The following is a 26,565-nucleotide window of genomic DNA, read 5'->3' as shown; positions in this document are numbered from 1 at the left end:
GCGAAACCCCTTCCGACCTGCTGATTGCGCAGGTCGGAAGGGGGTCTCGCCATGCGGCGGCGCCCGTACGACCCGCCGCCACGTCAGCCGCGCCAAGCGACGCAGCCAGGCGGCGGGCGATCTCGGAACGAACCAGCAAAGTCAGCAGACCAGCAGACCAGCCGCTCGGCAGACCAGCAGACCAGCCGATCGTCGTACGGTTGATCGGCCGATCGGCCGATCGGCCGTACGACGATCGCTTCGCTCTCCATTCCGTGTCACCGCTCTCGCACGCCGCAGGCAGACTGGGGCCATGTTCTGTGGAGAATTACAGGTCGACCCGCCGTGGACGTTCGAGTTGGCGGAGATTCTCAACGACCGGCGGATCGCGACGGAGGGGAAAGAGCTGGGCTTGACCGCGGCGCTGGATCAGCTCGAGTCATGGCTCGACGAACCCCGCGAGTACCACAAGCGCCACCGCCTCGCCTGGCTTGCCGCCATTGACGACTACGACTTCGCGGTCCAGGCCACAGGGCCGGCGTACCGGCGAGGACTGAGCGGCCACCTCGGTGCCGTCCGCCGGGCGATGGCCGGCCTGCCCGCGAAAGACGCGGATCAGCAAAGGGCGCGGGCCCTGACCGCACTGCGCGCGCTCGCCCGAGCAGCGTCATCCGGTGACCAGTTGGGACGTGCTTGGGCGGATGTCGTCGACGCTGTCCGCGGTGATGAGACCTACGCAGTGATCTGCGCCCGCATCGCTCTCCTGCAGAACCTCCTCGAACGAACCGGACGCAGGTCATCCGACGTCACACGAAGGCTCGTCGGCGTTCTGCGAGATCGGCGCGTGGATGTCCAGATGGCCCGCCTCGCGCTTGGAGACATCGAGGAACCGGGGCCCCTCTCTCCCCGGGAGGTGACGGCGGGAGCCGGAGTGGCAGAAGCTGAGCGTCTGAGTCTGTGCGCTCGTACGGTCGTCACTCCCCCACGGCAGGCGCGGCACGTGGTGTGGCACGCTTTCGCCAAGGCCCGCCTCGCCGGGATGGTGCAGTCGTTCGGCCCCATCACCCTGTACGACCGCGAATGGTTCATGGGCAATGCAGCAGCCGGCGGTCCTTTCCGTTCTCGGCTTCCGCCCGAGGTGGCCAACCAGGACTCCTTCTTCCCCACGGAGTCGTTCCCTGACGAACCTCATGTGGTACTCGCCCGCGTGGACCTTGGCACGGACGCGTATGCGAACGCGCCGGCCGAATCCTCACTCCAAGTACGCTCCATGATCTTGGCCTCGACCTTCCCCGAGGACCGTCGCGGTTGGGAAATGTACGAGGGTTACATCCACACCGTCGATGGCGCCTGGGCAGGGACCCATGCATTCCGCTTGGCGGAGGAGGACTTTGCGATGCCGTATGCGCGCATGGACGCCACGGCCGAGCGTCTGAGTCGCATGGCTCCGCGTATCGCGCCCCACCTTCCCGGAACTGGTTCTGATCTCGCCGAGGTCGTCGATGCGATCGGCTGGTGGAAGGCATCCGGTGCCCAACCGCCCCTTCCCGCGATCGTGCTCGACGTTCGTATCCTTGAGCTGCTCGCCACCCGAGTCGCGGCACTGGACTGGTACGACTACTTGGATCACTTTCACAAGAACGCCTGGATACGGCACCAGGTCGTGGACACACTCGCCGATGTCGCCTGGCACTCCACCGACGACCTCGGCCACTTCACAACCGACGTGCGCAACGCGGCCCGCGATGTTCGGAGCCGACTGGTGAAGCACAAGGGCAGAGACTTCGACATCGACATCCGCGAGGTCATCTCCGCGTTGCCCGACCTCATATCCGTCTATCCGCGGCACAGTAGGCAGCGCAGAAGAGCTACAGGTGTGGCGGCCCGGTTGGCAGACGGAGCCGGCATGCGAGCCTGGTACGAGAGCCTCGAAGGCCGGTGGTCGCGCTCCACCAGGCGCCTGCGGGCCATCCGCAACTCACTGGCTCACGGTGGCCCCGTCACACCGGAGGCAGCCACCTCCGTAGGCTCGCTCGTCCACTTCCTGGCGGGGACCGGTCTCACCGACAGTCTGAACGCACTCCTGGAGGGCGCGCCCCACGCTTCCACCCATGAACTGCGCCGCGACACCTGCGACGCCTGGGCAGATCGTTGGCTGGCCGGCATGCCCGCAACGGAAACCTTCCAAGGCGCGGCCTGACCCCTCCGGCACACACGAGAAACGGGGGTCCCACGTCCGGCAAGCCCCTCTTACGTTTCTTGCGTTCCTACGGCACTGACCTACGGCGTTCGCCACTGCTCCGTCAAGCTCTCCGGGGCCGATGCGAGAGGGTGGACCCGCTGTGCCGGGGCGCCGGGACGCCGGGGCACCGCATCGCGGTGTTGCACAAGGTGTACGCCGAGGCGCTCGACCGGATGCGGGAGCGGGCGAACGCCCGGATCGATGCGGCTCTGCGGAAGTGGAGCGATCCGGAGTGATCATGCTCACCCCGGCGAAGGCAGGTAGGGCGCCTGGAGGACAAACGCACTGATCAACGGTGCGATACGGGCGGCACGAGGTGAGACACGTCCACGCCCCGTCCGCGATGAATCGCACAGGGTTGGACAAAGAAAACCCCCTCCGACCAGGTGAGTCACCTGATCGGAGGGGGTCTCCCTCAGCGTGGCGGCGCCAGGATTCGAACCTGGGAAGGCTGAGCCGGCAGATTTACAGTCTGCTCCCTTTGGCCGCTCGGGCACACCGCCGGGGATGCTGCCCGGGTGCCCGCCTGGAGCGGAACGCCGTGGCAACGACGTAAACGATACCTGATCGACGGGGGTGCTTCGCCACCGGATTGATCGGTGCCCTTGGTCGGCGCCCGGCGCACCGAGGGTGACTACGCTTGGGACGGTGCGGCCTCCGGCGCGACGGGTGGCCGTGACCTATGCACCCCGATACAAGGAGCCACAGGACATGGCCGACTCCAGTTTCGACATCGTCTCGAAGGTCGAGCGGCAGGAGGTCGACAACGCCCTCAACCAGGCCGCGAAGGAGATCTCGCAGCGCTACGACTTCAAGAACGTCGGTGCCTCGATCGCCTGGTCCGGCGAGAAGATCCTGATGCAGGCCAACTCCGAGGACCGCGTGAAGGCGATCCTCGACGTGTTCCAGTCCAAGCTGGTCAAGCGCGGCATCTCGCTCAAGGTCCTCGACGCGGGCGAGCCCCAGCTCTCCGGCAAGGAGTACAAGATCTTCGCGTCCATCGAAGAAGGCATCTCCCAGGAGAACGCCAAGAAGGTGGCGAAGATCATCCGCGATGAGGGCCCCAAGGGCGTCAAGGCCCAGGTGCAGGGGGACGAGCTGCGGGTGACCTCCAAGAGCCGGGACGACCTCCAGGCCGTGATCGCGCTCCTCAAGGGCCGCGACTTCGACTTCGCGCTGCAGTTCGTCAACTACCGCTGAACCTCCGAGCGCTTCCCGCCGGCGGTGCGGGCCTCTTCGCCACCGTACGTTCCGTCCGCCGCGGTCCATCTGGTCCGCAAACCTCCTCGGCCGGGCCCGACCGAGCCGGACCCGGCCGAGGAGGTTTGCAACGGTGATCGCGGCCATTGGCGCACGGCGCGGTGGGGCCGCACGCGCATGACGCCGGGACCCGGACGGCTCACCCTCCGACCACCGCGTCTCTCACCTGCTGCGCGAGTCGCCGAAGAATATGCGGTAGACGATCAGCAGGACGAGCGCCCCGCCGATCGCCGACAGCCAGGTGGCGCCGTCGAAGAAGTTCTTGGTGACCGGGTGGTCAAGGAAGGTGGAGGAGATCCAGCCACCGATGAAGGCGCCGATGATGCCGATGACCGTCGTACCGATCAGGCCGCCCGGGTCGCGGCCCGGCAGCAGGAATTTGGCGATGGCACCGGCCAGCAGTCCGAGAATGATCCAGCTGATGTAACCCATGCCGGAACCTGCCTTTCGTACGTGTACGCCGTGGCGCGATGCGTCACGGCGGTCGTGGAACGGGGTGTGTGGGAGTCGTGGGGTGGGACGGGTGGTGGACGGTGACGGTCGGGGTCGGGTCGGATCGGTGGGCCTGCCCTGGTGCGGCGGCCCTGCTTCCGGCGTCCGGCCGGGCTCGGTCACCGGCGGGCGGTTGACGGTTCGTACGGGCGGAGGATGCCCGGGCGAAGGTACGCCCGGGTGATCGTATGCCCAGGTGATCGCGAACTTATGGCAATCGGGTGACGTTGTCAGGGAGGACGCGCCACAGGACGGCACTGGTTGCGCGGAACCGGCCCGCTGGGGCCGAGGCCCTGCCTTCTGCCGGACGGCCCGTCAAGGGCCCGGCGTTCGCCACCTTCGGGCCGGAAGGTACGGCCCGCTACCGGACGCCCAGCACCGGGCGTCTGCTCCGGGCCTCTGCACCGGGCGTCTGCACCGGTCACCGGACGCCTGTTCCAGTGTCCGGATATCTGCCCCGGATGCCTTCCCCAATGCCTTCCCTGACAGCCCACCCTGACGGCCCTCGCCTGACGGTCGGCTGCGGTCGGCTGCGGTCGGCTGCGGTCGGCTGCCGGACGTTACGCTGCCCGACGGCCGGCGGCCGGGGCTTGTCGGTACCGGACAGACCGTAGCCGGGCAGCCCGCGGCCGAAGCGTCGGAGCCGCCCGCAGGTCGACGGTCCTCATGCCAGCACCGTCTCCACTCCCCACTGCCGCAACGCTCTCCCAAGTTCCTCGAACGTCGCCGGACGTGCCGTCTGCGGGGTGACGCCCAGGCAGGCTCGGGCGGTCGCGGAGTCGTGCCAGACGAGGGTGAAGGGGGCCCTGGCTCCGAAGTGGCCGCATAAGCAGTCGATCAGGGAGTCCGGGTTGTGGCCGAAGTACCCGCCCGGGCCGTTCACCGCTTCTCCGAGCGCGCAGTAGAACCCGCTCTCGTCCGTGACGTACCGGCCGTCCAGGTGGTAGGTCGTGCCTGGCGGGGCGTCAGGGTCACGGCGGGCCCTGGCGTGGTTCTCCAGGGCCGTGACCAGCCAGTAGCGCCTGCCCTCGGAACCGCATCGCGCCCATAGGTTCCGTTGGGCGGGCCATCCGGGCCACCACAGGTCCCAGACCTCGCGGGCGGCGAGCGGGGGCCGGGGCGACCAGGGTTCGAGGGTGAGGTCGACGAGGCCGCGTCCGGAGGGTGTCCAGGCGAGTATCTCGCCCTCCACGGCGTATTGGAGGGTGCGGCCCTGGGCGTCCAGGCGGAGGATCTTCGCGTGCCCCAGGTCCTCGTCGCCGACGGCGAGCGCCCTGTGGAGCGCGCCGCGGGGCACGCAGCCGACGAGGCGTATGGAGGGCTCCTCGGGCTCAGGCACCGGCTCCCGTACACATGCCAGGTCCCGGCAGTGTCCCAGGGGGCGGCCCTGCGCGCTGAGGAGGCGGTAGCCCGGGGAGAGTGGTGGACGGTAGGGGTAGTCGGGCTGGCTCTCCTGAACCGACGCCTCGATGGTGAGGTCGCGTAGCGAGAGGTCACGGGCGCAGTGGCGCTCGTCCAGGAGGCGCACGTCCTTCAGGTACCACTCGGCTACCCGCCGTCCGGTCCTGTCCACGGTCTGGAGGACGAGCGATCCGAGCGGGGCGGAACGGCCTCCCCCGCCGAGCCCTTCGGACCGGCCTTCCCCGGCTGGTCCTTCGGACCGGCCTCCCCCGACGGGGCCCGCGGACCGGCCTCGCTCGGCAGAGCCTGCGGACCGGCCTTCCTGGGCAGTGCCTTCGCTAGAGCCTTCCGCCGCGCCTTCCTGACGGCCTTCCCGAGCGAGGTCTTCGACACGGTCTTCCCGGCTGGGGCCCTCGGATCGACTGCCCTGGAGGCCGGCCGCGGATCGCTCTCCCCGGGAGCCGGCTGCCGATCCCTCTCTTTGGGAGCCCGCTGCCCGTGTGCTCGCCCGGGAAGCGTCGGCCCGGTTTCTTCGGAAGGCGCTCTCGTAGGAGCCGGACCCCTCGTAGGGACCTCCCCGAGGTGCGGTCCCGGGACGGCCTCCCCCGGGGGTACCGCCCTGAGCGGTGGTCGCCCGGAGCGCCTCCAGGGCCGCACGCAGTTGTCCTTCGGGGGTGCAGCCGAGCAGTTCGAACCGTGCGCGTAAGGGGGGCGCAGGGTCGGCGAACAGGCCGGCGGCGTCCGCGCAGAGCGCCCAGAGGCCGTCCGCCTCGGAGCGCCCGAGTGCGTCGGCCCGCTCGTGGGCATCCGCTGAGCGGCTCGGGGGGCGGGCCGGCTCCGTGTACGCCGGGGGGCCGCCGGCGTACTCCGGCCCCTCGGCGTCGTACGCCGCGAGTGCGTACACCGGGGGCTGCACGGTCCGCTACCAGCGGTCCGTCGCGAACGGCTGGTCCGTCCGGACGATCTCGCGGCCGAAGGGAAGCAGAGCGACGGGAATCAGCTTGAAGTTCGCAATGCCCAGGGGGATGCCGATGATGGTGATGCACAGGGCGACACCGGTCACGATGTGGCCCAGGGCGATCCACCAGCCCGCGAGGATCAGCCAGAGGGCGTTGCCGACGCAGGAGGGGGCACCTGCGTCAGGGCGCTCGACCGTGGTGTAGCCGAAGGGCCACAGGGCGTAGATGCCGATACGGAATGCGGCGATCCCGAAAGGGATGCCGATGATGGTGACGCACAGGAGCAGTCCGGCGGCGAAGTAGCTCAGGAACAGCCAGAGGCCGCTCAGGACGAGCCAGATGATGTTGAGGGCTGTCTTCACTGGTAGCGACCTGCCATCTGCTCTAGCCGGGCGATGCGCTCCGCCATGGGTGGGTGGGTGGAGAACATCTTGGCCATGCCCTGCCCCGGACGGAAAGGATTCGCAATCATCATGTGGCTCGCCGTCTCGAGCCGCGGCTCGGGCGGCAGCGGGAGCTGGCGGGTGCCCGCCTCCAGCTTGCGCAGGGCACTGGCGAGGGCCAGCGGGTCGCCGGTGAGCTGGGCGCCGGAGGCGTCCGCCTCGTACTCCCTGGAACGGCTGATGGCGAGCTGGATGACGGACGCGGCGAGCGGTCCGAGGAGCATGATCAGCAGGAAACCGAAGATGCCGGGACCCTCGTCGTTGTCGGAGCGGCCGAAGGGGATCAGCCAGGCGAAGTTCACCAGGAAGATGATGACAGAGGCGAGGGCGCCCGCGACGGAGGAGATGAGGATGTCGCGGTTGTAGACGTGACTCAGTTCGTGCCCGATCACGCCGCGCAGCTCGCGCTCGTCCAGGAGGCTCAGGATGCCCTCGGTGCAGCACACCGCGGCGTTGCGGGGATTGCGGCCGGTGGCGAACGCGTTCGGCGCCTCCGTCGGGGAGATGTAGAGCCGGGGCATGGGCTGGCGGGCCTGGGTGGAGAGGTCGCGGACCATGCGGTAGAGGCCGGGGGCCTCGAACTCGCTGACGGGGCGTGCGCGCATGGCGCGCAGGGCCAGCTTGTCGCTGTTCCAGTACGCGTACGCGTTGGTGCCGAGCGCCACGAGGAGCGCGACGACGAGGCCCGTACGTCCGAAGAAACTGCCGATCACGAGGATGAGTGCGGACAGTCCCCCGAGGAGTACGGCGGTTTTCAGCCCGTTGTGCCGGCGGTGCACAGTACGCCCTCCTGGTGTTGCTGCAGGGAACCCTCTGCTGCTGGTGCTTCCACGGTCCGGTGGACCTTCCTGTACGGATCAACGCCAGGCGCGGAGTTCTAGTTCCCTGCTGTCCGTGGCGGCGGGGCGTGATGTGCGGCCCACCGGCGCGCCACAGGCCGACGCGCCCCCGCACGGGCCGCGCGGCGGGATGGAGGGCCCTGGGCTGGGCGGAACGGGATGGAGGGCCCTGCGCTGGGCGGAAAGGGACCGGGCGGCGGGGCGCAGGGCCCGGCGGCGGGACGGAGGACCCGGGCGACGGGGCGGGAGGTCCGGGCAGCTTGGCGGCGGAGCGGAGGGACCGCCGTCAGAACAGGCCGGCGGTGGAGAACCGCAGGACCAGTTGGGGGGCGCCGGACAGGGCCAGCGCAAGGACCGCGGTGAGGACGAGCGCCGCGGTGAGCGGTACCGGTACCGCGGGGGCGGTGGTGCCTGGCGCTGCGGGGCCCGGTACCGCCGGGGCGGGGCCGTCGCTGCGGGGACGGGCGTCCGTCCGGGGGGCGCGGAAGAGGAGTGCCGTCCAGTGGAGGTAGTAGTAGAGCGCGATCACGACGTTCACGGCCATGAGCACGGCGAGCCAGCCGAGGCCCGCGCCGACCGCCGAGGAGAAGACGGTGACCTTGGCGAAGAGGCCGATCACACCGGGTGGCAGTCCGGCGAGGCAGAGCAGGAAGAAGGCCAGCAGCAGGGCGGTCAGCGGGCGCCGGGCGTAGAGGCCGCGGTAGTCGTCGATGCGGTTGAGGGGGCTGCTGCGCGCGACCAGCGCGGCCACGGCGAAGGCCCCGAGGTTGACCACCGCGTACATCAGGGCGTACGCGACGGTGGAGCCGACGGCGTGCTCCGGATCGTCGGCGCTGCCGGCCGCCGCTATCGGCACGAGCAGGTAGCCCGCCTGGCCGACGGACGACCAGGCGAGCAGCCGGACCGCGCTGTACGCGCGCGTGGGCTGCTGGCGCAGTGCGGCGGCGTTGCCCGCGGTCATGGTGAGCGCGGCGAGTACGGCGAGCGCGGGACCCCACACGTGTGCGTACGAGGGGAAGGCTATGACCGTGACCAGGATGAGCCCGGAGAAGCCGACCGCCTTGCCGACGACGGAGAGGTACGCGGCGACGGGCAGCGGGGCGCCCACGTAGGTGTCGGGCACCCAGAAGTGGAAGGGCACGGCGGCCGTCTTGAAGGCGAAGCCCACCAGGGTGAGGATCACTCCGGCCCTGGCGAGGGTGTGCAGTTGGCCGTCGACGTGCGGCAGGCGGCCGGCGATCTCCGTCAGATAGAGGCTGCCGGTGGCCGCGTACACGAAGCTCGCCCCCAGGAGCGTCACGGCGGTGGCGGTGACGGACGACAGGAAGAACTTCAGGGCCGCCTCCGCGGACCTGCGGTCGCCGCGTTTGAGGCCCACCAGGGCGAACGCGGGCAGGGAGGCGACCTCAAGGGCGACCACAAGGGTGGCCAGGTCCCGCGCGGCGGGCAGCAGGGCGGCGCCCGCGGCCGAGGACAGCAGCAGGAACCAGAACTCCCCGTCGGGGACGGCCGGGCCGCCCGCCGTGTTCCGCGCACCGCCGAGTGAGCCGACCGCCGCGTTCCGCACACCGTCCGGGCCGGCCCCCTGAGCCGGGCGCGCACCGTCCGTGCCCGCGTCCCCGCGACCTCCGCCACGCGCGCGCCGTGCACCCCCGCTCCTGGCGTCCCGCAGCATGCTGACCGACAGCAGGGCGGCGAGCAGCGCGCCGCCCAGTACGAGGAACTGGATGACCAGGGCGAAGTGGTCCGCCGTGTAGCTGCATACGGAGGAGCGGCCGGTACGGCAGAAGGTGGACCGGTGGCCGTCGAGCAGCGGCAGCAGGGAGAGCGCCGCCAGGGCGAGGCCGGTGACGGAGATCCAGCCGAGGACGGCCTTCCTGCTGTCGTCCGTGAAGAGATCGGCGACGAGGACCACCAGGGCCACGAGTGCGGCGATGGTGGGCGGCGCGATCGCGAGCCAGTCGACGGACTGCACGACGCCCGCGGCGGTCTCGGTCACTTGGGGCCTCCTGCGAGGAGCTGCTGCACGGCCGGGTTCGTCAGCCCGAGGAGGGCGGCGGGCCAGAGTCCGGCGAGGACGGTGAGGGCGACCAGCGGTGTCCACGCGGCGAACTCGTGGGCGCGCACGTCGGGCAGCTCTGCGAGCACGGGGGCGGGTCCGCCGCCGGCCGCTCCGGCCCCGGTGCCCTCCAGCCGTCCGGGGCCCATGCAGACCCGGCGGACCACGATGAGCAGGTACGCGGCGGTGAGCAGGGTGCCGAGTCCGGCAAGGGCGAGATACGTGAGGTAGGCGGGGCGGCTGAGGCCGTCGGCGGGCCGGAACGCGCCGAACATGGCCAGCATCTCGCCCCAGAACCCGGCGAGGCCCGGCAGCCCGAGCGACGCGACGGCGCCGAAGGCGAGCAGCCCGCCGAGCCGCGGGGCCCTGCCGTAGAGCGCGGCGCCGGCGTCCTGCGCCAGCGTGTCGAGGTCGGTGCTGCCGGTGCGGTCCTTCACCGCGCCGACGAGGAAGAACAGCAGGCCGGTGATGAGCCCGTGGGCGACGTTGGCGAACAGCGCGCCGTTCACACCGGTCGGTGTCATGGTGGCGATGCCGAGCAGGACGAAGCCCATGTGGCCGACCGACGAGTAGGCGATGAGTCGTTTGAGGTCGCCCCTGGCACCGGTGGGCGGCCGCGGCGCGAAGCGCCCCGAGGAGGGGCGGCGGCCGGCTGACGGGAGGGCGAGCGCGAGGCAGGCGAGCGACCCGTAGATGATGCCGGCGACGGCGAGGGCGGCGAGGTAGGGCGCGAAGGTGTGCAGCCCGTCCGGCGCGATCGGCAGGACGATCCGGACGAACCCGTACGTGCCCATCTTGAGCAGGACGCCGGCCAGCAGGACCGAGCCGACGGTGGGCGCGGCGGTGTGGGCGTCGGGGAGCCAACTGTGCAGCGGCCACATCGGCGACTTCACCGCCAGCCCGAGCCCGATCGCCAGAACCGCGATGACCTGCACCGACGTACTCAGTCCCCGGCCGTTGTCAGTGGCGAGTGCCACCATGTCGAACGTGTGGGCCCGAAGCCCGACCAGCAGCAGGCCCAGCAGCATCACCACGGACCCGAGGAGCGTGTAGAGGATGAACCTCCAGGCGGCCGCCCGCCGGCCCTCGCCGCCCCACCGGGCGATGAGGAAGTACATCGGGATGAGCACCGTCTCGAAGGCCAGGAAGAACAGCAGCAGGTCGAGGACGGCGAAGCTGGCGAGGGTGCCGCCCTCCAGCAGGAGCAGCAGCGCGACGAAGGCCCTGGGAGGCGGCGCGGAGGGGCCCTGGGGCGGCTTGGCGTAGCTGTGCAGCGCGCAGAGGAAGGTCAGCAGCGCGGTCAGGACCAGAAGGGGGAGGGAGATGCCGTCGATGCCGAGGTGGATGCGCACGTCCAGCGCCGGGATCCAGTTGACGTCGGTGGTGGCCTGCATGGTCGAGGGGTGGTCGTGGTCGAAGCCGAGCGCCAGGACGACCGCCGCGACGAGGACGGCACCGGTGACGGTCACGCCGTGCCGCAGGACCGCCTGTTCGGGTGATGCTCCCTTCAGACCGGGCGGCGGCGGGAGCAGTGCCGTCGCGGCCCCGAGGAGCGGCCCGGCCACGATCAACGCGAGAAGGGCCTGCATCACGGACGGGCTGATATCGATCACGGCTGCTCACGCTCCCGCGGTGGCGACGAGGACGACGATCGCCAGCACGGCGGAGCCGGCGAGCAGGGCGCTCAGATAGGTCTGCACGTTCCCGGTCTGCGCCCGGCGCACGGCCGCGCCCAGCAGACGGGGCAGGGCGCCCGCGCCGTGCACATAGGTCTCGACGACCTCGCGGTCCAGGAAGCGGACCAGCCGGGCCGCGGCCCGTACGGGGGCGACGAACAGCGCCGCGTACAGGGCGTCGAGGTGGAAGCCGACGGCCGCGTGGCGGTGCAGCGGCCCCAGCAGCAGCCGGCCCGGGTCGGCGGGGTCGTCCGCGGCGGCGACGCCCCCGTAGACCGGGGTGTGTGCGGCGATCGCCTCGGCCTCGACCCACCCGGCGTCGGCGTCGCGTTCCGCGGCGACGGCACCGAGCGGGACGCGCGCGGCCAGGGCGGTGGTGTGCCGCCAGGCGCCGTAGGCGATGAGTCCGCCGGCCAGGGAGACCCCCGTACCGAGGACGGAGGTGGTGAGCACGGGAGTGAGACCGGATCCGCCGAGCCAGTCGGGCAGGACGCCGGTGGCGAGGCCGAAGGCGAGCGAGGGGATCGCGAGCACCCACAGGACGGCGTTCATCGCGACGGGCTGGCCGTCGTGGTCGGGCGCGTCACCGACCCGGCCGCGGAAGGCCAGCAGCCACAGCCGGGTCGCGTAGGCGGCGGTGAGCAGCGCGGTGAGCAGGCCGGCGATGAGCACGATCCAGCCGGCCGAGGTGGGCACGCCCGCGATGCCCGGGTCGCTGGGCAGGCCCGAGCCGTCCGCGGGGACCGGCGCGGGGTGGCCGGTGGCGGCGCGCTCAGCGGCACCCAGCACCGCCTCCTTGGAGAAGAAGCCGCTGAACGGCGGGATCGCGGCGAGCGCCAGCAGCGCCACGGTCATCGTCCAGTACGCGTCGGGGACGCGTTCGCGGAGGTTCCTCATCCGGGCCATGGCGGCAAGCGAGTTGGTACCCGCGGCGTGGATGACCACGCCCGCGGCGAGGAAGAGCAGCGCCTTGAAGGCGCCGTGGGCAAGGAGGTGGAAGACGGCGGCGGCACGGTCCCCGACGGCCAGGGCGCCGGTCATGTAGCCGAGCTGACCGACGGTCGAGTAGGCGAGCACGCGCTTGATGTCGTCCTGTGCCAGCGCGGCCAGCGCCGAGCCGGTCATGGTCACGGCGGCCAGCACGGCGAGGACGACGAGCGCGGCCGCGGAGGCGGCGAAGACGGGGAGGAGGCGGGCCACGAAGTAGACGCCGGCGGCGACCATCGTGGCGGCATGGATCAGCGCGGAGACGGGTGTGGGACCCGCCATCGCGTCGGGCAGCCAGGTGTGCAGCGGGAACTGCGCGGACTTGCCCGCGACACCGGCGAGCAGCAGCAGCGCGATCAGCGTCGGGTGGCCGAGCCCGCCGCCTGCGGCCGTGCCGAGGACGGTCGTGATGCGGAAGGACCCGGCGTCGGCGGCCAGCGCGAACAGACCGATGAGGAAGGGGACGTCACCGAGCTTGGTGACCAGGAACGCCTTCAGGGAGGCGGCACGCGCCTCGGGCGTCTCCCAGTAGTGGCCGACCAGGAAGTACGAGCAGATGCCCATGACCTCCCAGCCGACCAGCAGCACCATCAGATCGCCCGAGTAGACGACGAGCAGCATCGCGGAGGTGAACAGCGACACGAGGGCCGCGTACGAGGGGTAGCGCGGATCGTCGCGCAGATAGCCGGTCGAGTAGATCTGCACGCAGGTGGCGACGAGGCCGACCAGGACGGCGACGAGCACGGCGAAACCGTCGAGGTGCAGGGCGAGGTCGATGGGCACCGAACCGGTCGGGGTGAGTTCGGTGGCCGCGTCGACGGGCCGTCCGCCGCCCTGCCGTGCCGCCACCAGCACCGCGCACACCGTGGCCGCCAGCGTGGGCACCACCGCGAGGGGCCGTGCGTAGCCGGGCGCGGTCCGGCCGAGCAGCAGGCCGGCTCCCGCGCCCAGGAACGGCAGGAGGGGGACGAGTGCGGCGAGGGTGGTCGTGGTCACGCGCTGGCCTCTGTCCTGTGTGCCTCAGTCCTGTGTGCCGGTGTCCCGGGTGCGTCTGCGGGGCCGTCGGCGGCGTCCTGGTCTCCGGGCCCCGGCTCGGCGGTGTCGCGGAGCCGGTCCACGTCGGACGTGCCGCGGCCCCGGTAGACCATCAGCACGATCGCCAGGCCGATGCCGATCTCGGCGGCGGCGACGGCGATGGTGAAGAGGGTCAGCGCCTGGCCGGAGTGGAGGCGGTCGCGCAGCCAGACGTCGAAGGCCACCAGATTGAGGTTGACGGCGTTCAGCATCAGCTCGACGGCCATCAGCACCAGGATCGCGTTACGGCGTGCCAGTACTCCGTACACGCCCGCGCAGAACAGGAGCATGGACAGCACGGCGGGGAAGACGAGGTGCATCAGCGGCCGCCTTCCTGGGCGGCGTCCGGGGCTCGGCTGCCGGCGGCGGCTGCCGGGGGCTGCCTGCGGGACAGTGCGATGGCGCCGACGAGGGCCGCGAGCAGCAGCACCGACAGGGCCTCGAAGGGCAGCACCCAGTGCCGGAAGAGGCTCGCTCCTGTGACGGCGGCTGAACCGGCGGCCGGGCCGTCCAGGTCGATCCAGGTCGCGCGGAAGGCGTCGACGACGACCCAGACCAGGACGGCGGCGGAGGCGGCGGCGACCAGCAGCGCGGCCCACCGGTTGCCCGAGTCGGCGTCCGGCGAGCGACCGATGGGCGCCTTGGTGAGCAGGAGGCCGAAGAGCAGGAGGACGACGACGGACCCGACGTAGATGAGGACCTGCACCCAGGCGATGAACTCGGCCGTCAGCAGCAGGTACTCCACGGCGATGCCGCCGAGCGCCACCACCAGCCAGAGGGCGGCGTGCACGATCTGCCGGGTGGTGACGGTCACGATCGCCGCGCCGAAGGTGACGAGGCCGACGAGGACGAAGGCGACCTCGGCGCCGCTCGGGGAGAGGAAGCCGTGGCTCTGGGCGGCGGGACTCACGATGCTCCCTCCGGTGGCTCCTCGGAAGTCGGGGTGCCGGGCCCCTCCTCCGACGGCGCGGGACCCTGTCCGCTCCCCCGCGCGGCGGGCGGCGCGTCTCGGCCGGCGGCGGGCTGCGCCCCCGCGGCCAGCCGGTCGGCGGCCTTGCGGGCGGCGGCCAGCTCCTTCGGCTCCTCCGCCGCCGGGTCGAGCGCGGGCGGCGCCGGCACGGTCCACATCCACTCGCGGAGCTTGTCGCGTTCGTGGGTGAGATCCCGGATGTCGGTCTCCGCGTACTCGAACTCCGGCGACCAGAAGAGCGCGTCGAAGGGGCACACCTCGATGCAGATGCCGCAGTACATGCACAGGGCGAAGTCGATGGCGAAGCGGTCGAGCACGTTCCGGCTGCGCTCGCGTCCGCCCGGGGAGGCGGGCGGGACGGTCTCCTTGTGGGAGTCGATGTAGATGCACCAGTCCGGGCACTCGCGGGCGCACAGCATACAGACGGTGCAGTTCTCCTCGAAGAGGCCGATCACACCGCGGCTGCGCGGCGGGAGTTCGGGCAGCACGTCCGGGTAGTGCTCGGTGACGGTCTTCCGCGTCATCGTGCGCAGGGTGACGGCGAGGCCCTTGGCCAGGCCCGAGCCCGGGATGCGGGACCGGGCGGGGCGGGAGGGCGGAGAGGGTTCCGTCATTGCTGGATCACCACCTTGACGACTCCGGTGAGGGCGATCTGGGCCAGGGCCAGCGGCACGAGGAGGGTCCAGGACAACTTCTGGAGCTGGTCCTCGCGCAGCCGCGGGTAGCTGACGCGCAGCCAGATCACCAGGAAGGCGAGGACGGCCGTCTTCAGCAGGGTCCAGACCCAGCCGAGCCCGGCACCGCCCCAGGGGCCGTGCCAGCCGCCCAGGAAGAGGACGGTCGTCAGGCCGCACAGGACGACGATCCCGGCGTACTCCGCGAGCAGGAAGAGGGCGAACCTGAGCCCCGTGTACTCGGTGTACGCACCGAAGATGATCTCCGAGTCGGCGACGGGCATGTCGAACGGCGGCCGCTGGAGTTCGGCGAGTCCCGAGACGAAGAAGACCAAGGCGCCGACGATCTGCCAGGGCACCCACCACCAGGCGAAGGCGTCCAGGATGCCGGGCAGCGAGAGGGTCCCGGCCGCCATCGCCACCGACGCGGCGGCCAGCAGCATCGGAAGCTCGTAGGCGAGCAGTTGTGCGGCCGTGCGCAACCCGCCGAGCAGGGAGAACTTGTTGGCCGACGCCCAGCCCGCCATCAGCGAGCCGAGCACCCCGACGCCCATGACGGCGAGGACGAAGAAGACTCCGGCGTCGACGACCTCGCCGACGGCGCCCTCGCCGGGGCCGATCGGGATGGCTATCAGGACGAGCAGGTAGGGCAGGAGGGCGACGGCGGGCGCCAGTTGGAAGACGCGCCGGTCGGCGTCCGCGGGGACGATGTCCTCCTTCTGCGCGAACTTCACGCCGTCGGCGACGAGCTGGGCCCAGCCGTGGAAACCGCCCGCGTACATCGGTCCCACACGTCCCTGCATATGGGCCATCACCTTGTGCTCGGTCTGGCCGACGATCAGAGGGAGGGCGAGGAAGACGACGAGGACCACGAGCAGCCTCAGGACGACGTCGAGCACGTCGTTCACCCGGTGCCTCCCTCGGGGTCCTCGCCACGGGTGCGCCCGGCGCGCGTGTCCGGGGTGCCGGTGGCGCCGGTGTCCGGGGTGCCGGTGCCCGCAGTGCCGTTGTCCGCGGGGTCTGCGCCCGTGGTGGCCGCCTCCGCGGTCTCTGCGTCCGTCGTGCCCGTGCCTGTGTCCGTCGTGTCCGTGCTGCCGGTGCGGGGCGCGCCCGGTTCGTCGAAGGCGGGGCGGGCGTGGTGCCAGGGGGCGTCGTCGCCGGGGCGACGGTTTCCGGCGGTGTCCTCGGGGGCTCGACGGGGAGCATTCTCCCGGGAGCCCGCTCCGGGGACGCCGCCCTGGGAGCCCGTTCCGGAAGCGTCGCCCTGGGAGCCGCTTCCGGAAGCGCCACCCTGGGTGGGCTGATGGGGCGCTGTGTCCTGTGCGGTGCGTTGCGAGGCCGAGCCCCCTGACGCGCTGCGGGCGCGGCGCGGCCGGGTTCCGCCGCCAGCCGGGCGCCCGGGGGCGTCTGCCACATCGCCCGCGGCGCGCTCGGTGCGCCCGGTGCGCCCGGTTCGCTCGCCGGCGGCGCGTGCGGCACGGGCCGGGCGGGTCGGAGCGGCGGGCAGGGTGCCCTTCTGGGGGCCCCACTCGTTCGGGTCGGGCACACCGGGCGGCAGCGTCTGGCGGCGCCTGGGCCCGCCGTGTCCGGACTCGCCCGGCTCCTTGGCGCCGGGCCATGCCTTCACCACCCGCGCGGCCAGGACGAAGTCCTTGCGCAGCGGATGCCCCTCGAAACCCTCCGGCAGCAGCAGCGGCACCAGATGGGGATGGCCCTCGAAGTCGATCCCGAACATCTCGTGTGTCTCGCGCTCGTGCCATGCCGCGCCGGCGTACACCTCGACCGCGGACGCCAGCACGGGCGCCTCGTGCGGCACCGTGGTGCGCAGCAGCAGCCGGCGCACCGGGCCGAGGGCCACGACGTGCGCGGCGACCCGGAAGCCGGTGTCCGGCTCGTCGACGGCGCTCAGCCAGTCGAAGTAGGTGCAGCCGAGGCCGGAGCGCGCGGTGCGCAGGGCCGCCGGCCACGAGGAGGGCGGTACGTCGACGGTGAGCAGCCCGTACGCCTCCTCCGCCGTCGCGTCGTCGCCGAAGAGTTCGCCGACGGGAGCGGTGAGCCAGCCGGTCACTGCGCGGCCTCCCCGGTCGCGCCCGGCCCGTGCGGCGGCTTCGCGAGTCCGCTCTGCAACTCGGCGGCCGACGGCCGTCCCGCGCTCCTGGCGTCCGTGCCGCCCGGTCCGTACCGCTCCCCCAGCGACTCGCGGGCGATCTTCTCCTGGAGCTTGATGATCCCCTGGAGCAGTGCCTCGGGCCTGGGCGGGCAGCCCGGCACGTAGACGTCGACGGGGATCACCTGGTCGACGCCCTTGGTCACCGAGTACGAGTCCCAGTAGGGGCCGCCGCAGTTGGAGCACGCCCCGAAGGAGATGACGTACTTGGGCTCGGGCATCTGCTCGTAGAGCCGCTTCACGGCGGGCGCCATCTTGTCCGTGACGGTGCCGGAGACCACCATCAGGTCGGCCTGGCGCGGTCCGGGCGCGAAGGGGATGACGCCGAGCCGGATGAAGTCGTGCCGGGCCATGGAGGCGGCGATGAACTCGATGGCGCAGCAGGCCAGCCCGAAGTTGAAGACCCAGAGGCTGTAGCGGCGACCCCAGTTGAGGACCACCTTCATGGGCTCCGGGGCGAGCCTGGCGAGGGCGCCGATCCGCCCGCCGCCCGTGGCGGGCAGCCGTACCGGCTCGGGCAGGGGGACGGCCGTGCTTCCCGCGCCACCGCCCGCCAGGGCACCGCCGCGGTCGGCTCCGGCGAAGACGTCCTTGCTGGTGGTGTCCTGCGAAGCACCGCCCTGGGGGCCGGTATCGGGCCCGGGCCGGCGGCCGGACCGGTTCACTCCCATGTCAGCACGCCCTTCTTCCAGGCGTAGAGCAGGCCGACGGCGAGGAACCCGAGGAAGACGAACATCTCCACCAGTGTGGCGGCCCCGTACCCGGGCGCGGCGAACACCGTCGCCCAGGGGAAAAGGAAGACGGAGTCGACGGCGAAGATCACGTACAGGAAGGCGTAGACGTAGTAGCGGACCTGGGTGTGTGCCCAGCCCTCGCCGACCGGGTCGACGCCGCACTCGTACGTGAGCAGTTTCTCGGGGGTGGGCACGACGGGCCGCAGCAGCCGGCCCGCGCCGAACGCGACGGCCACGAACAGCACGCCGACGACGGCGAGCAGCCCGACGACGGAGTACGACTGGAAGTAGTCCGCCGCGAGCACGGTCGATTCCGGCACGTCCGCCCCTCGCTCCCTGGCCTGGTGACGTTCCGGGCGCACGTCGTGGCACGCCCGGTTCGACGACTCGTACGCATCTTGTACGCATGCTGGTTTACGCACGCGAGTCTAGGGCCTGGCAAAGACAGGGTGAGCAGCCCGTCTAAAGTCCGGGTAAGCACCCGGCGGGCGCGTTGGCGGTGCGCGGTGCCCCCGGGGAGCAGGGCGGGCGCCCCCGGGTCGTGTTCGGACGGCCTCGGACGGCCTCGGACGGCGGGCGGACGCGCAGGAGCGACGGGGGCCGGGCGGCGAACGGCCGGCGGCGGGTCCGGGCGTGCAGCGCCGGAGCCGTGCGGAACGCGGAGACGCCGACTCGCCGGAACAACGGGCGGACGCGTCGGAGCCGCGAGGGTGAGCCGCCGGGGGTGGGGTTAACCACAGTGCAACGTGGCGGTCCACCTCATGGCGCCGGGCACGACCGCCCGGCACGCTGTTCCGTATGACCGCACGCACTTCCACCCTCTCGCCCGGCGAGCCGGCGCCGGGCGTGGACGACCCCGGTGGCCCATCCGGTCCCGATCTGCCCCCGCCCCGGCTGTTCCGGTACGACCGGTACACGCTGAAGGAGATCACCCACCTCCTCGTCAACCTACCGGTCGCGATCCTCGGCTTCGTCTACGTCGTGACGGCGCTCAGCGTCGGCGCCTCCCTGTCGGTGACGCTCGTCGGGCTGCCGCTGCTGGGGCTCGGCCTGTCCGGTACGCGTCAGCTCGGGAGGGCGGAGCGTGCGAGGGCCCGGGGCCTTCTGGGCGTGCGGATAGCCGAGCCGGACCGGACACGGCGGCGGCCCAAGGGCTTCCTGGCCTGGCTGCGGGCCAGCCTGAAGGACCCGCTCAACTGGCGCACGGTGCTGTTCGAGTTCATGCGCCTGCCCTGGGGCATCCTCACCTTCGTCGTCACGCTGGTCGGCCTCGTCGTCCTCTTCCCCGTGCTCCCGTTCCTGGCGCGCGGGCTGGCGAACGCCGACCGGGCGATGGTGCGCGGGCTGCTGTCCCCGTCGGACGAGCTGGAGGAGCGGATAGCCGAGCTGGAATCGGACCGCGGGGTGGTCGTGGACACGGCGGCCGCGGACCTGCGCCGCATCGAGCGGGACCTGCACGACGGCGCGCAGGCCCGGCTGGTCAACCTCGCCATGGGGCTCGGCCTGGCCAAGGAGAAGCTCCTGGAGGATCCCGACGCGGCCGCGGCCATGGTCGAGGAGGCGCACGGCGAGGTGAAACTCGCATTGCAGGAGCTGCGCGACCTGGCCCGCGGCATCCACCCGGCCGTACTCACCGACCGGGGCCTGAGCGCCGCCCTCTCCTCCGTCGCGGCCCGCTGCACCGTCCCGGTCAAGGTCACCGTCGACCTGGAGACGCGTCCGGCGGCCGCCATCGAAGGCATCGCCTACTTCACAGTCTCGGAACTCCTGCAGAACGTGAGCAAGCACAGCAGGGCGCGCACCGCTTCGGTGGACGTGTGGCGTACCGACGACCGGCTGCTGATACAGGTGCGCGACGACGGCGCGGGCGGCGCCTCGCTGTCCGGCGGCACCGGCATGGCCGGCCTCGCGGACCGGCTCGGGGCGGTCGACGGCCTGTTCGTCATCGACTCCCCGACGGGCGGCCCCACCGCCATCACGGCGGAACTGCCCTGGCGTGACCGATAGGACACCCCGGCGGCGGCCAGAGCCCTGCGAGCGTTGCACGGCCTCGGAGCCGCCCGGTCCCCTTCGGTCCTACGGGCTGCCCGGCCGCCCGGTGCCAGGTGCCCCTGCCCGGCGTGCCCGGTCCCTCAGGCGCCGAGGGGGCGCGGGGTAGGGAAAACCCCCGGTTCAAGAGGCCGACCTACCGCATGGTCCGGCGCCTGCCCCGGCGCCAGTGTGGAGGTACGACGCCGAAGCCGGCCGGGGTGCTCGGGCCCGGGCCGACAGGCCGGCGCAGGGCCAAGGGGCTCGCCGAGAGCAGCTTCCAGAGGAGAACGGACACACCGATGGCCACGGGTTACGGACAGGGGTACGGGCGGCAGGACCGGACCGGCTTCGGCGGGGCGGGGGCCGGCGAGCGGCGGCACCGTGTGCCGGCCGTAGTGCGGGCGCCATTGGCGGGGCGCACCTGGCGCGAGTTCGGATACGTGCTGCTCAGCCTGCCGATCAGCATCGCGTCGTTCACCCTCGCGGTGACCATGCTCTCGCTCGGTGCCGGGCTGCTGATCACGTTCCTCGGCATACCGGTGCTGGCCGCGGGACTCGCCGCCTGCCGAGGGTTCGGCTCACTGGAGCGCGCACGGGCCCGCGGGCTGCTCGGCCTGCACGTGAGCGCGCCGGAGCCGGCGCGCCCGGCCGGACCGGGGGCGGTGGCGTGGATGACCGCCGTGCTCAAGAGCGGCGCCTCGTGGCGGCACCTGTGCTTCGCCGTGGTCCACCTGCCGTGGGCGGTCTTCGCGTTCACGGTCACGACCGTCTTCTGGGCCTGTGGCTGGTCAACGCTGACGTACCCGCTGTGGCAGTGGGTGTTCCCGATGTACGCGGGCACCGGCGGCATCCAGCTCTACGGCGACGGAACGCACAGTGTGTACCTGGACAACCCGTTCGAGATCACGGTCACGGCCCTGGTGGGCCTGGTGATCACCCTGGTGACCCCCTGGGTGGTCCGGGCTCTGACGAGCGTCGACCGGCTGATGGTGCACGGGCTGCTCGGGCGGTCGTCGCCGGCGGGCAGGGTCGTGGAGCTGGAGTCCGACCGCGGGGTCGTCGTGGACGCAGCGGCCGCGGACCTGCGCCGCATCGAGCGGGAACTGCACGACGGCGCGCAGGCCCGGCTGGTCAACCTCGCCATGGGCCTGGGTCTGGCCAAGGAGAAACTGTTCGAGGACCCGGAAGGGGCGGCGCGCATGGTGGACGAGGCGCACGGCGAGGTGAAGACCACCCTGCTCGAGCTGCGCGACCTGGCCCGCGGCATCCACCCGGCCGTACTCACCGACCGCGGTCTGGGCGCCGCTCTCTCCTCCGTCGCCGCGCGCTGCACCGTTCCCGTCAAGGTGGAGGTGGACCTGCCGGCCCGACCGGCGCCTGCCGTCGAGGGCATCGCGTACTTCACCGTCTCGCAGCTCCTGCAGAACGTCGGCGAGCACTCCGGGGCGGCCAGGGCCACGGTCGACGTGTGGCGGGCGGAGGGCCGCCTGATGCTTCAGGTGGCCGACGACGGCATGGGTGGCGCCGAGGCGCCGGCGGGCTCGGGTCTGCAGGGCCTGGCCGAGCGGCTGGACGCCGTCGACGGGGTCCTTGTGATCGACTCGCCGGCCGGCGGTCCGACGCGGATCACCGCGGAGCTGCCCTGGCGGAGCTGATCCAGGGCGTCCACCCGTCGCCCACCGCTCCGCCCGGCCCGTCCGGCCTCCCCGTGCGACAGGTTGCGGCCACCGTAGGGCGGGGCGGGGCCGGCCCTCGTCCACCGTGTGGCGGTCCGGCGAAGGGCTGACCACCGCCCGGCCGGTCCGCCGGACCACCCATCGCGCCGCCCGCCGGGACCGGCCCGGTGAGTGGCCTGTGCACGGGGGGTGCCGGGCCGTGGCGCCCGGCCTCCGCGCCCGCCCGCCGGTGACGGTCCCGGCGGCGGCCCGGGCCGCCCGCAGCGAGCCCGCACCGACCGCAGCGAGCCCCGGCCGGCGGCGGAGCGTCCAGCACAGGCAGCGCGCATACAGGGCCGACAGCGCGTCCACCGGTAGCGGGGCGGAGGCGGACACGGAGGCGGGCGGACACGGAGGCGGGGCGGACACGGGGTCGTACACCGCCACGCCTCCGTCCGCAAGCAGCACGCTTCGGCCACCTCCGCGAGGATCGCCGTCGGAGGCAGGTGCCTGGCATCTCCGGTGAGGCCCGCCCTCGGCAGCAGGTTGCGGCTCCTCCGGCGAAGGCGGTCCGCCCGTGAGGACGGTCCGCCGGGGGCCCGTGTCCGGTCGGGCCGCCTCTTCGGTCACGCCTCCTCATGCCTGGTGGGGCGTGTCTGACCTGCTGCGCACCGTCCGCCGCGGTCGCAGCGGCCTCGTGGAGCAGACGGCCCTCGCCACCCGGCCCTCCGCGCTGACCGTCCCGGTGCCTGCCGCGTGCGCAGGCAGACAGTTGTCCACAGGCCCTCCGCAGCACAGTTCGAATGCTGCGATGCTGGAAGCTGTCAGGGACGGCGGACACGGGCGCGGGTGCGCGAGCGTCCGCGACGGGGGCGGGCTGCGGGGGGCCGAGAATCGTGGAGGACAGGGTGCGGGTGGTCATCGCCGAGGACTCGGTGCTGCTCAGGGAGGGCCTGACCAGGCTGCTCACCGACCGCGGGCACGAGGTGGTGGGCGGTGTCGGGGACGCCGAGGCGCTGATCAAGACCATCACCGATCTCGCCGATCAGGGAGCGCTGCCGGACGTGGTGGTCGCCGACGTCCGTATGCCCCCGACGCACACCGACGAAGGAGTCCGGGCGGCGGTGCAGCTCCGCCGGGCGCACCCCGGTCTCGCGGTCCTGGTCCTCTCCCAGTACGTGGAGGAGGAGTACGCGACGGAGCTGCTGGCCGGCTCCAGCCGCGGCGTGGGCTACCTGCTCAAGGACCGGGTGGCCGACGTCCGCGAGTTCGTGGACGCGGTGGTGCGGGTCGCCGAGGGCGGCACCGCGCTGGACCCGGAAGTGGTGGCGCAGCTCCTCGGCCGCAGCCGCAAGCAGGACGTGCTCGCGGGCCTGACCCCTCGCGAGCGCGAGGTGCTGGGCCTGATGGCCGAGGGCCGGACGAACTCGGCGATAGCCCGCCAGCTCGTGGTGAGCGACGGCGCCGTGGAGAAGCACGTCAGCAACATCTTCCTGAAGCTGGGACTGTCCCAGAGTGACGGGGATCACCGTCGCGTCCTGGCGGTTCTGACCTATCTGAACTCCTGACCACCCACACTGATGCACGCACTCATGGCCCACGGGCCCCACAGTGCTGACCAGGGCGCCGGGAAGCAGCGGGCCCCGGGCAGAGTTCCAGAAGTAGAGAACCAGTAGGAAGCGCTCTGACAAGAAGGCCAGAAGGCGGGCAAAACATGGCAAAGAACGGCGGAGATCTGTCTCAAAGATCCGTCCACGATCCGATCAGGCAAGGGAAGGGAACCCTTACCGACGTAGGGTGGTGGCCGGGTGGGCCAGTCGGCCGGCCAACCCCGCACAGCTGTCCCGAGGGAGGTCCAGTTCAGTGACCAGCCAGGTCAGTAGCCCAGCCGGGCAGGCCGCCGGCACCGCCGCCGGTGACCGGCCCACGCAGTTGCCCCACGAGCCCGGCGACAAAGAGGTCCGCCGCCTGGACCGGGTGATCATCCGGTTCGCGGGCGACTCGGGTGACGGTATGCAGCTGACGGGTGACCGTTTCACATCGGAGACCGCGTCCTTCGGCAATGACCTGGCGACGCTGCCGAACTTCCCGGCGGAGATCCGGGCGCCCGCAGGCACGCTGCCCGGCGTCTCGTCGTTCCAGCTCCACTTCGCGGACCACGACATCCTCACGCCGGGCGACGCACCGAACGTGCTCGTGGCCATGAACCCCGCGGCCCTGAAGGCGAACATCGCCGACCTGCCGCGCGGTGCCGAGATCATCGTGAACACGGACGAGTTCACCAAGCGCGCCATGGCGAAGGTGGGCTACGAGACGTCCCCCCTGGAGGACGGCTCGCTGGACGGCTACCGGGTGCACCCGGTGCCGCTGGGCACGCTGACGGTCGAGGCGCTGAAGGACTTCGACCTCTCGCGCAAGGACGCGGACCGTTCGAAGAACATGTTCGCGCTGGGCCTGCTGTCGTGGATGTACAACAGGCCGACGGAGGGCACGGAGCGCTTCCTCGCGGCCAAGTTCGCCAAGAAGCCGGAGATCGCCGAGGCGAACCTGACGGCGTTCCGGGCCGGCTGGAACTTCGGCGAGACCACGGAGGACTTCGCCGTCTCCTACGAGGTGGCCCCCGCCTCCACCGCGTTCCCCCCGGGTACCTACCGCAACATCTCCGGGAACCTGGCCCTGGCCTACGGTCTGGTCGCCGCGTCGCGGCAGGCGGACCTGCCGCTGTACCTGGGGTCGTACCCGATCACCCCGGCCTCCGACATCCTGCACGAGCTCAGCAGGCACAAGAACTTCGGCGTGCGCACCTTCCAGGCCGAGGACGAGATCGCCGGAATCGGCGCGGCGCTGGGCGCGGCCTTCGGCGGTTCGCTCGGCGTGACCACCACGTCGGGACCCGGTGTGGCCCTCAAGAGCGAGACGATCGGCCTCGCGGTCTCCCTGGAGCTGCCGCTGCTGATCATCGACATCCAGCGCGGCGGCCCCTCGACCGGTCTTCCCACCAAGACCGAGCAGGCCGACCTCCTCCAGGCGATGTACGGCCGCAACGGCGAGGCACCCGTGCCGGTGGTCGCCCCGCAGACGCCCGCGGACTGCTTCGACGCGGCCCTGGAGGCAGCCCGTATCGCGCTGACCTACCGCACCCCCGTCTTCCTGCTCTCCGACGGCTACCTGGCCAACGGCTCGGAGCCCTGGCGCATCCCGGAGGTCGACGAGCTGCCCGAGCTGGGTGTCCAGTTCGCGCAGGCGCCCAACCACGTCCTGGAGGACGGCACCGAGGCGTTCTGGCCGTACAAGCGCGACCCGGAGACGCTGGCCCGGCCCTGGGCGATCCCCGGCACCCCGGGTCTGGAGCACCGGATCGGCGGCATCGAGAAGCAGGACGGCACGGGCAACATCTCCTACGACCCCGCCAACCACGACTACATGGTCCGCACCCGGCAGGCCAAGATCGACGGGATCGAGGTCCCGGACGTGGCGGTCGACGACCCCACGGGCGAGGCGAGGCTGCTGGTGCTGGGCTGGGGCTCGACCTACGGCCCGATCACCGCGGCGGTCCGGCGGCTACGCAGTGCCGGCGAGCACATCGCCCAGGCACATCTGCGCCACCTCAACCCGTTCCCGGGCAACCTCGGCGAGGTCCTGAAGCGGTACGACAAGATCGTCGTTCCGGAGATGAACCTCGGCCAGCTCAGCACCCTGGTACGAGCCAGGTACCTGGTCGACGCCCGGTCGTACACCCAGGTTCGCGGCCTGCCCTTCAAGGCCGAGCAGTTGGCCACGGCTCTCAAGGAGGCCCTCGATGACTGAGACAGCCGAGACGGTGACCCCCGCCAACGGAACGGGCGGGGCGGGCCGTGCCCTCGACGCGCTGTCGCTGGTGCCCAAGGCGACTGCCAAGCAGTCCATGAAGGACTTCAAGTCCGACCAGGAAGTCCGCTGGTGCCCCGGGTGCGGCGACTACGCGGTGCTCTCCGCCGTCCAGGGCTTCATGCCCGAGCTGGGCCTGGCGAAGGAGAACATCGTCTTCGTCTCCGGCATCGGCTGCTCCTCGCGTTTCCCGTACTACATGAACACCTACGGGATGCACTCGATCCACGGCCGGGCGCCGGCGATCGCCACCGGCCTGGCGTCGTCGCGGCCCGACCTGTCCGTGTGGGTCGTCACGGGTGACGGCGATGCCCTGTCGATCGGCGGCAACCACCTCATCCACGCGCTCCGCCGCAACGTCAACCTGAAGATCCTGCTGTTCAACAACCGGATCTACGGCCTGACGAAGGGCCAGTACAGCCCCACCTCCGAGGTCGGCAAGATCACCAAGTCGACGCCGATGGGCTCGCTGGACACTCCTTTCAACCCGGTGTCGCTGGCGCTGGGCGCGGAGGCGTCGTTCGTGGCCCGTACGGTCGACTCCGACCGCAAGCACCTCACCAGCGTGCTGCGCGAGGCGGCGGCCCACCCCGGCACGGCCCTCGTGGAGATCTACCAGAACTGCAACATCTTCAACGACGGCGCCTTCGAGGTCCTCAAGGACCGCGAGCAGGCCGAGAACGCGGTGATCCGGCTGGAGCACGGGCGGCCGATCCGGTTCGGCACCGGGGGTGCCATGGGGGTCGTACGGGACCCGGTCACCGGCGATCTCGCCGTGGCGCCGGTGACGCCCGCGAACGAATCGCAGGTCGTCGTCCACGACGCGCACAACCCGAGCCCGACGACGGCGTTCGCCCTCTCCCGCCTCGCCGACCCCGACACCCTGCACCACACGCCGATCGGTGTGTTCCGGTCCGTGGACAGGCCCGTCTACGACCGGCTGATGTCGGAGCAGCTCGACACGGCCGTGGAGCAGCAGGGCAAGGGCGACCTGGCCGCGCTGTTCGCCGGTGGCGACACCTGGACGGTCGTCGGCTGACGGCCGTCCGGCCGAGC

At 71.7% G+C, this 26,565-nt stretch carries 21 protein-coding genes and 1 tRNA gene; 7 read left to right on the top strand and 15 right to left on the bottom strand.

Features of this window, described 5'->3' with window-relative positions; all coding sequences use genetic code 11:
- Window positions 1-292 precede the first annotated feature (292 nt).
- Entirely contained in the window at window positions 293-2,179 is a 1,887-nt protein-coding gene (locus IE313_RS13965; protein WP_189931826.1) for a hypothetical protein, read from the top strand.
- A 463-nt stretch (window positions 2,180-2,642) separates the two neighbouring features.
- Here IE313_RS13965 and IE313_RS13960 read toward each other — a convergent pair.
- A tRNA-Tyr gene (locus tag IE313_RS13960) sits at window positions 2,643-2,724 on the bottom strand.
- Window positions 2,725-2,932: 208 nt separating this feature from the next.
- Here IE313_RS13960 and IE313_RS13955 point away from each other — a divergent pair.
- Window positions 2,933-3,421, top strand: a complete 489-nt coding sequence (locus IE313_RS13955) for a YajQ family cyclic di-GMP-binding protein (RefSeq protein WP_189931824.1) — start codon at window positions 2,933-2,935, stop codon at window positions 3,419-3,421.
- A gap of 222 nt (window positions 3,422-3,643) precedes the next feature.
- Here IE313_RS13955 and IE313_RS13950 read toward each other — a convergent pair whose 3' ends face one another.
- The 14 genes from IE313_RS13950 to IE313_RS13885 form a co-directional block, all read right to left on the bottom strand.
- Complete coding sequence (locus IE313_RS13950) at window positions 3,644-3,913, bottom strand: GlsB/YeaQ/YmgE family stress response membrane protein (protein WP_189931822.1); 270 nt, start codon at window positions 3,911-3,913, stop codon at window positions 3,644-3,646.
- Window positions 3,914-4,637: 724 nt separating this feature from the next.
- On the bottom strand, window positions 4,638-5,546 hold the full coding sequence (locus IE313_RS13945) for a barstar family protein (RefSeq protein WP_189931821.1): 909 nt from the start codon (window positions 5,544-5,546) through the stop codon (window positions 4,638-4,640).
- Window positions 5,547-6,296: 750 nt separating this feature from the next.
- Window positions 6,297-6,695, bottom strand: coding sequence for a YccF domain-containing protein (locus IE313_RS13940; RefSeq protein ID WP_189931818.1), 399 nt, complete (start codon window positions 6,693-6,695; stop codon window positions 6,297-6,299).
- Window positions 6,692-7,555 (bottom strand): zinc metalloprotease HtpX, encoded by an 864-nt coding sequence (gene htpX, locus IE313_RS13935; RefSeq protein WP_189931816.1) that lies wholly within the window; start codon window positions 7,553-7,555, stop codon window positions 6,692-6,694. The genes IE313_RS13940 and htpX overlap by 4 nt, the downstream gene beginning before the upstream one ends.
- A gap of 346 nt (window positions 7,556-7,901) precedes the next feature.
- The gene (locus IE313_RS13930) at window positions 7,902-9,614 is read right to left on the bottom strand and encodes an NADH-quinone oxidoreductase subunit N (RefSeq protein WP_189931815.1); all 1,713 of its coding nucleotides are present in this window, start codon (window positions 9,612-9,614) and stop codon (window positions 7,902-7,904) included.
- Entirely contained in the window at window positions 9,611-11,287 is a 1,677-nt protein-coding gene (locus tag IE313_RS13925) for a complex I subunit 4 family protein (RefSeq protein ID WP_189931813.1), read from the bottom strand. Before IE313_RS13925 ends, IE313_RS13930 begins: the two co-directional genes overlap by 4 nt.
- Before the next feature lie 6 nt (window positions 11,288-11,293).
- Complete coding sequence (locus IE313_RS13920) at window positions 11,294-13,333, bottom strand: NADH-quinone oxidoreductase subunit 5 family protein (RefSeq protein WP_189931811.1); 2,040 nt, start codon at window positions 13,331-13,333, stop codon at window positions 11,294-11,296.
- Window positions 13,330-13,731, bottom strand: a complete 402-nt coding sequence (gene nuoK, locus IE313_RS13915) for an NADH-quinone oxidoreductase subunit NuoK (RefSeq protein WP_189931809.1) — start codon at window positions 13,729-13,731, stop codon at window positions 13,330-13,332. Before nuoK ends, IE313_RS13920 begins: the two co-directional genes overlap by 4 nt.
- The gene (locus IE313_RS13910; RefSeq protein ID WP_189931807.1) at window positions 13,731-14,321 is read right to left on the bottom strand and encodes an NADH-quinone oxidoreductase subunit J family protein; all 591 of its coding nucleotides are present in this window, start codon (window positions 14,319-14,321) and stop codon (window positions 13,731-13,733) included. Before IE313_RS13910 ends, nuoK begins: the two co-directional genes overlap by 1 nt.
- On the bottom strand, window positions 14,318-14,995 hold the full coding sequence (locus tag IE313_RS13905) for a NuoI/complex I 23 kDa subunit family protein (protein WP_189931806.1): 678 nt from the start codon (window positions 14,993-14,995) through the stop codon (window positions 14,318-14,320). Before IE313_RS13905 ends, IE313_RS13910 begins: the two co-directional genes overlap by 4 nt.
- Entirely contained in the window at window positions 14,992-15,963 is a 972-nt protein-coding gene (locus IE313_RS13900; protein WP_189931805.1) for a complex I subunit 1/NuoH family protein, read from the bottom strand. Before IE313_RS13900 ends, IE313_RS13905 begins: the two co-directional genes overlap by 4 nt.
- Window positions 15,960-17,123 carry an NADH-quinone oxidoreductase subunit C gene (locus tag IE313_RS13895; protein ID WP_189931804.1) on the bottom strand — a complete coding sequence of 388 codons (1,164 nt, stop codon included), beginning with the start codon at window positions 17,121-17,123 and terminating at the stop codon, window positions 15,960-15,962. The genes IE313_RS13900 and IE313_RS13895 overlap by 4 nt, the downstream gene beginning before the upstream one ends.
- Entirely contained in the window at window positions 17,120-17,893 is a 774-nt protein-coding gene (locus IE313_RS13890) for an NADH-quinone oxidoreductase subunit B (protein WP_373316983.1), read from the bottom strand. Before IE313_RS13890 ends, IE313_RS13895 begins: the two co-directional genes overlap by 4 nt.
- Entirely contained in the window at window positions 17,884-18,276 is a 393-nt protein-coding gene (locus IE313_RS13885) for an NADH-quinone oxidoreductase subunit A (RefSeq protein WP_229924628.1), read from the bottom strand. The genes IE313_RS13890 and IE313_RS13885 overlap by 10 nt, the downstream gene beginning before the upstream one ends.
- A gap of 478 nt (window positions 18,277-18,754) precedes the next feature.
- On the opposite strand from IE313_RS13885, the gene IE313_RS13880 reads away from it, so the two are divergent.
- From IE313_RS13880 to IE313_RS13860, 5 genes are all read left to right on the top strand, one after another.
- A complete protein-coding gene (locus tag IE313_RS13880; protein ID WP_189931803.1) occupies window positions 18,755-19,963 on the top strand; it encodes a sensor histidine kinase in 1,209 nt (402 codons plus the stop codon).
- A gap of 323 nt (window positions 19,964-20,286) precedes the next feature.
- Window positions 20,287-21,642 carry a sensor histidine kinase gene (locus IE313_RS13875; RefSeq protein WP_189931802.1) on the top strand — a complete coding sequence of 452 codons (1,356 nt, stop codon included), beginning with the start codon at window positions 20,287-20,289 and terminating at the stop codon, window positions 21,640-21,642.
- Between the two features lie 908 nt (window positions 21,643-22,550).
- Complete coding sequence (locus tag IE313_RS13870; RefSeq protein ID WP_506005231.1) at window positions 22,551-23,210, top strand: response regulator transcription factor; 660 nt, start codon at window positions 22,551-22,553, stop codon at window positions 23,208-23,210.
- 295 nt (window positions 23,211-23,505) lie between these two features.
- The gene (locus IE313_RS13865; protein WP_189931800.1) at window positions 23,506-25,449 is read left to right on the top strand and encodes a 2-oxoacid:acceptor oxidoreductase subunit alpha; all 1,944 of its coding nucleotides are present in this window, start codon (window positions 23,506-23,508) and stop codon (window positions 25,447-25,449) included.
- Entirely contained in the window at window positions 25,442-26,548 is a 1,107-nt protein-coding gene (locus IE313_RS13860) for a 2-oxoacid:ferredoxin oxidoreductase subunit beta (protein ID WP_373316982.1), read from the top strand. The genes IE313_RS13865 and IE313_RS13860 overlap by 8 nt, the downstream gene beginning before the upstream one ends.
- Window positions 26,549-26,565: the final 17 nt, after the last annotated feature.

The sequence above is a fragment of the Streptomyces sulfonofaciens genome, from assembly GCF_014656295.1.
In the GTDB taxonomy this organism is placed as follows: Bacteria; Actinomycetota; Actinomycetes; order Streptomycetales; family Streptomycetaceae; genus Streptomyces; species Streptomyces sulfonofaciens.
This window is presented reverse-complemented; position numbering and strand designations above follow the sequence as displayed.

Coding starts and splice junctions, on each gene's coding strand:
- IE313_RS13965 (WP_189931826.1), top strand. CDS start 293: ATGTTCTGTGGAGAATTACAGGTCGACCCGCCGTGGACGTTCGAGTTG.
- IE313_RS13905 (WP_189931806.1), bottom strand. CDS start 14,995: ATGACGGAACCCTCTCCGCCCTCCCGCCCCGCCCGGTCCCGCATCCCG.
- IE313_RS13860 (WP_373316982.1), top strand. CDS start 25,442: ATGACTGAGACAGCCGAGACGGTGACCCCCGCCAACGGAACGGGCGGG.
- IE313_RS13890 (WP_373316983.1), bottom strand. CDS start 17,893: ATGGGAGTGAACCGGTCCGGCCGCCGGCCCGGGCCCGATACCGGCCCC.
- IE313_RS13950 (WP_189931822.1), bottom strand. CDS start 3,913: ATGGGTTACATCAGCTGGATCATTCTCGGACTGCTGGCCGGTGCCATC.
- IE313_RS13880 (WP_189931803.1), top strand. CDS start 18,755: ATGACCGCACGCACTTCCACCCTCTCGCCCGGCGAGCCGGCGCCGGGC.
- nuoK (WP_189931809.1), bottom strand. CDS start 13,731: ATGCACCTCGTCTTCCCCGCCGTGCTGTCCATGCTCCTGTTCTGCGCG.
- IE313_RS13955 (WP_189931824.1), top strand. CDS start 2,933: ATGGCCGACTCCAGTTTCGACATCGTCTCGAAGGTCGAGCGGCAGGAG.
- IE313_RS13875 (WP_189931802.1), top strand. CDS start 20,287: ATGGCCACGGGTTACGGACAGGGGTACGGGCGGCAGGACCGGACCGGC.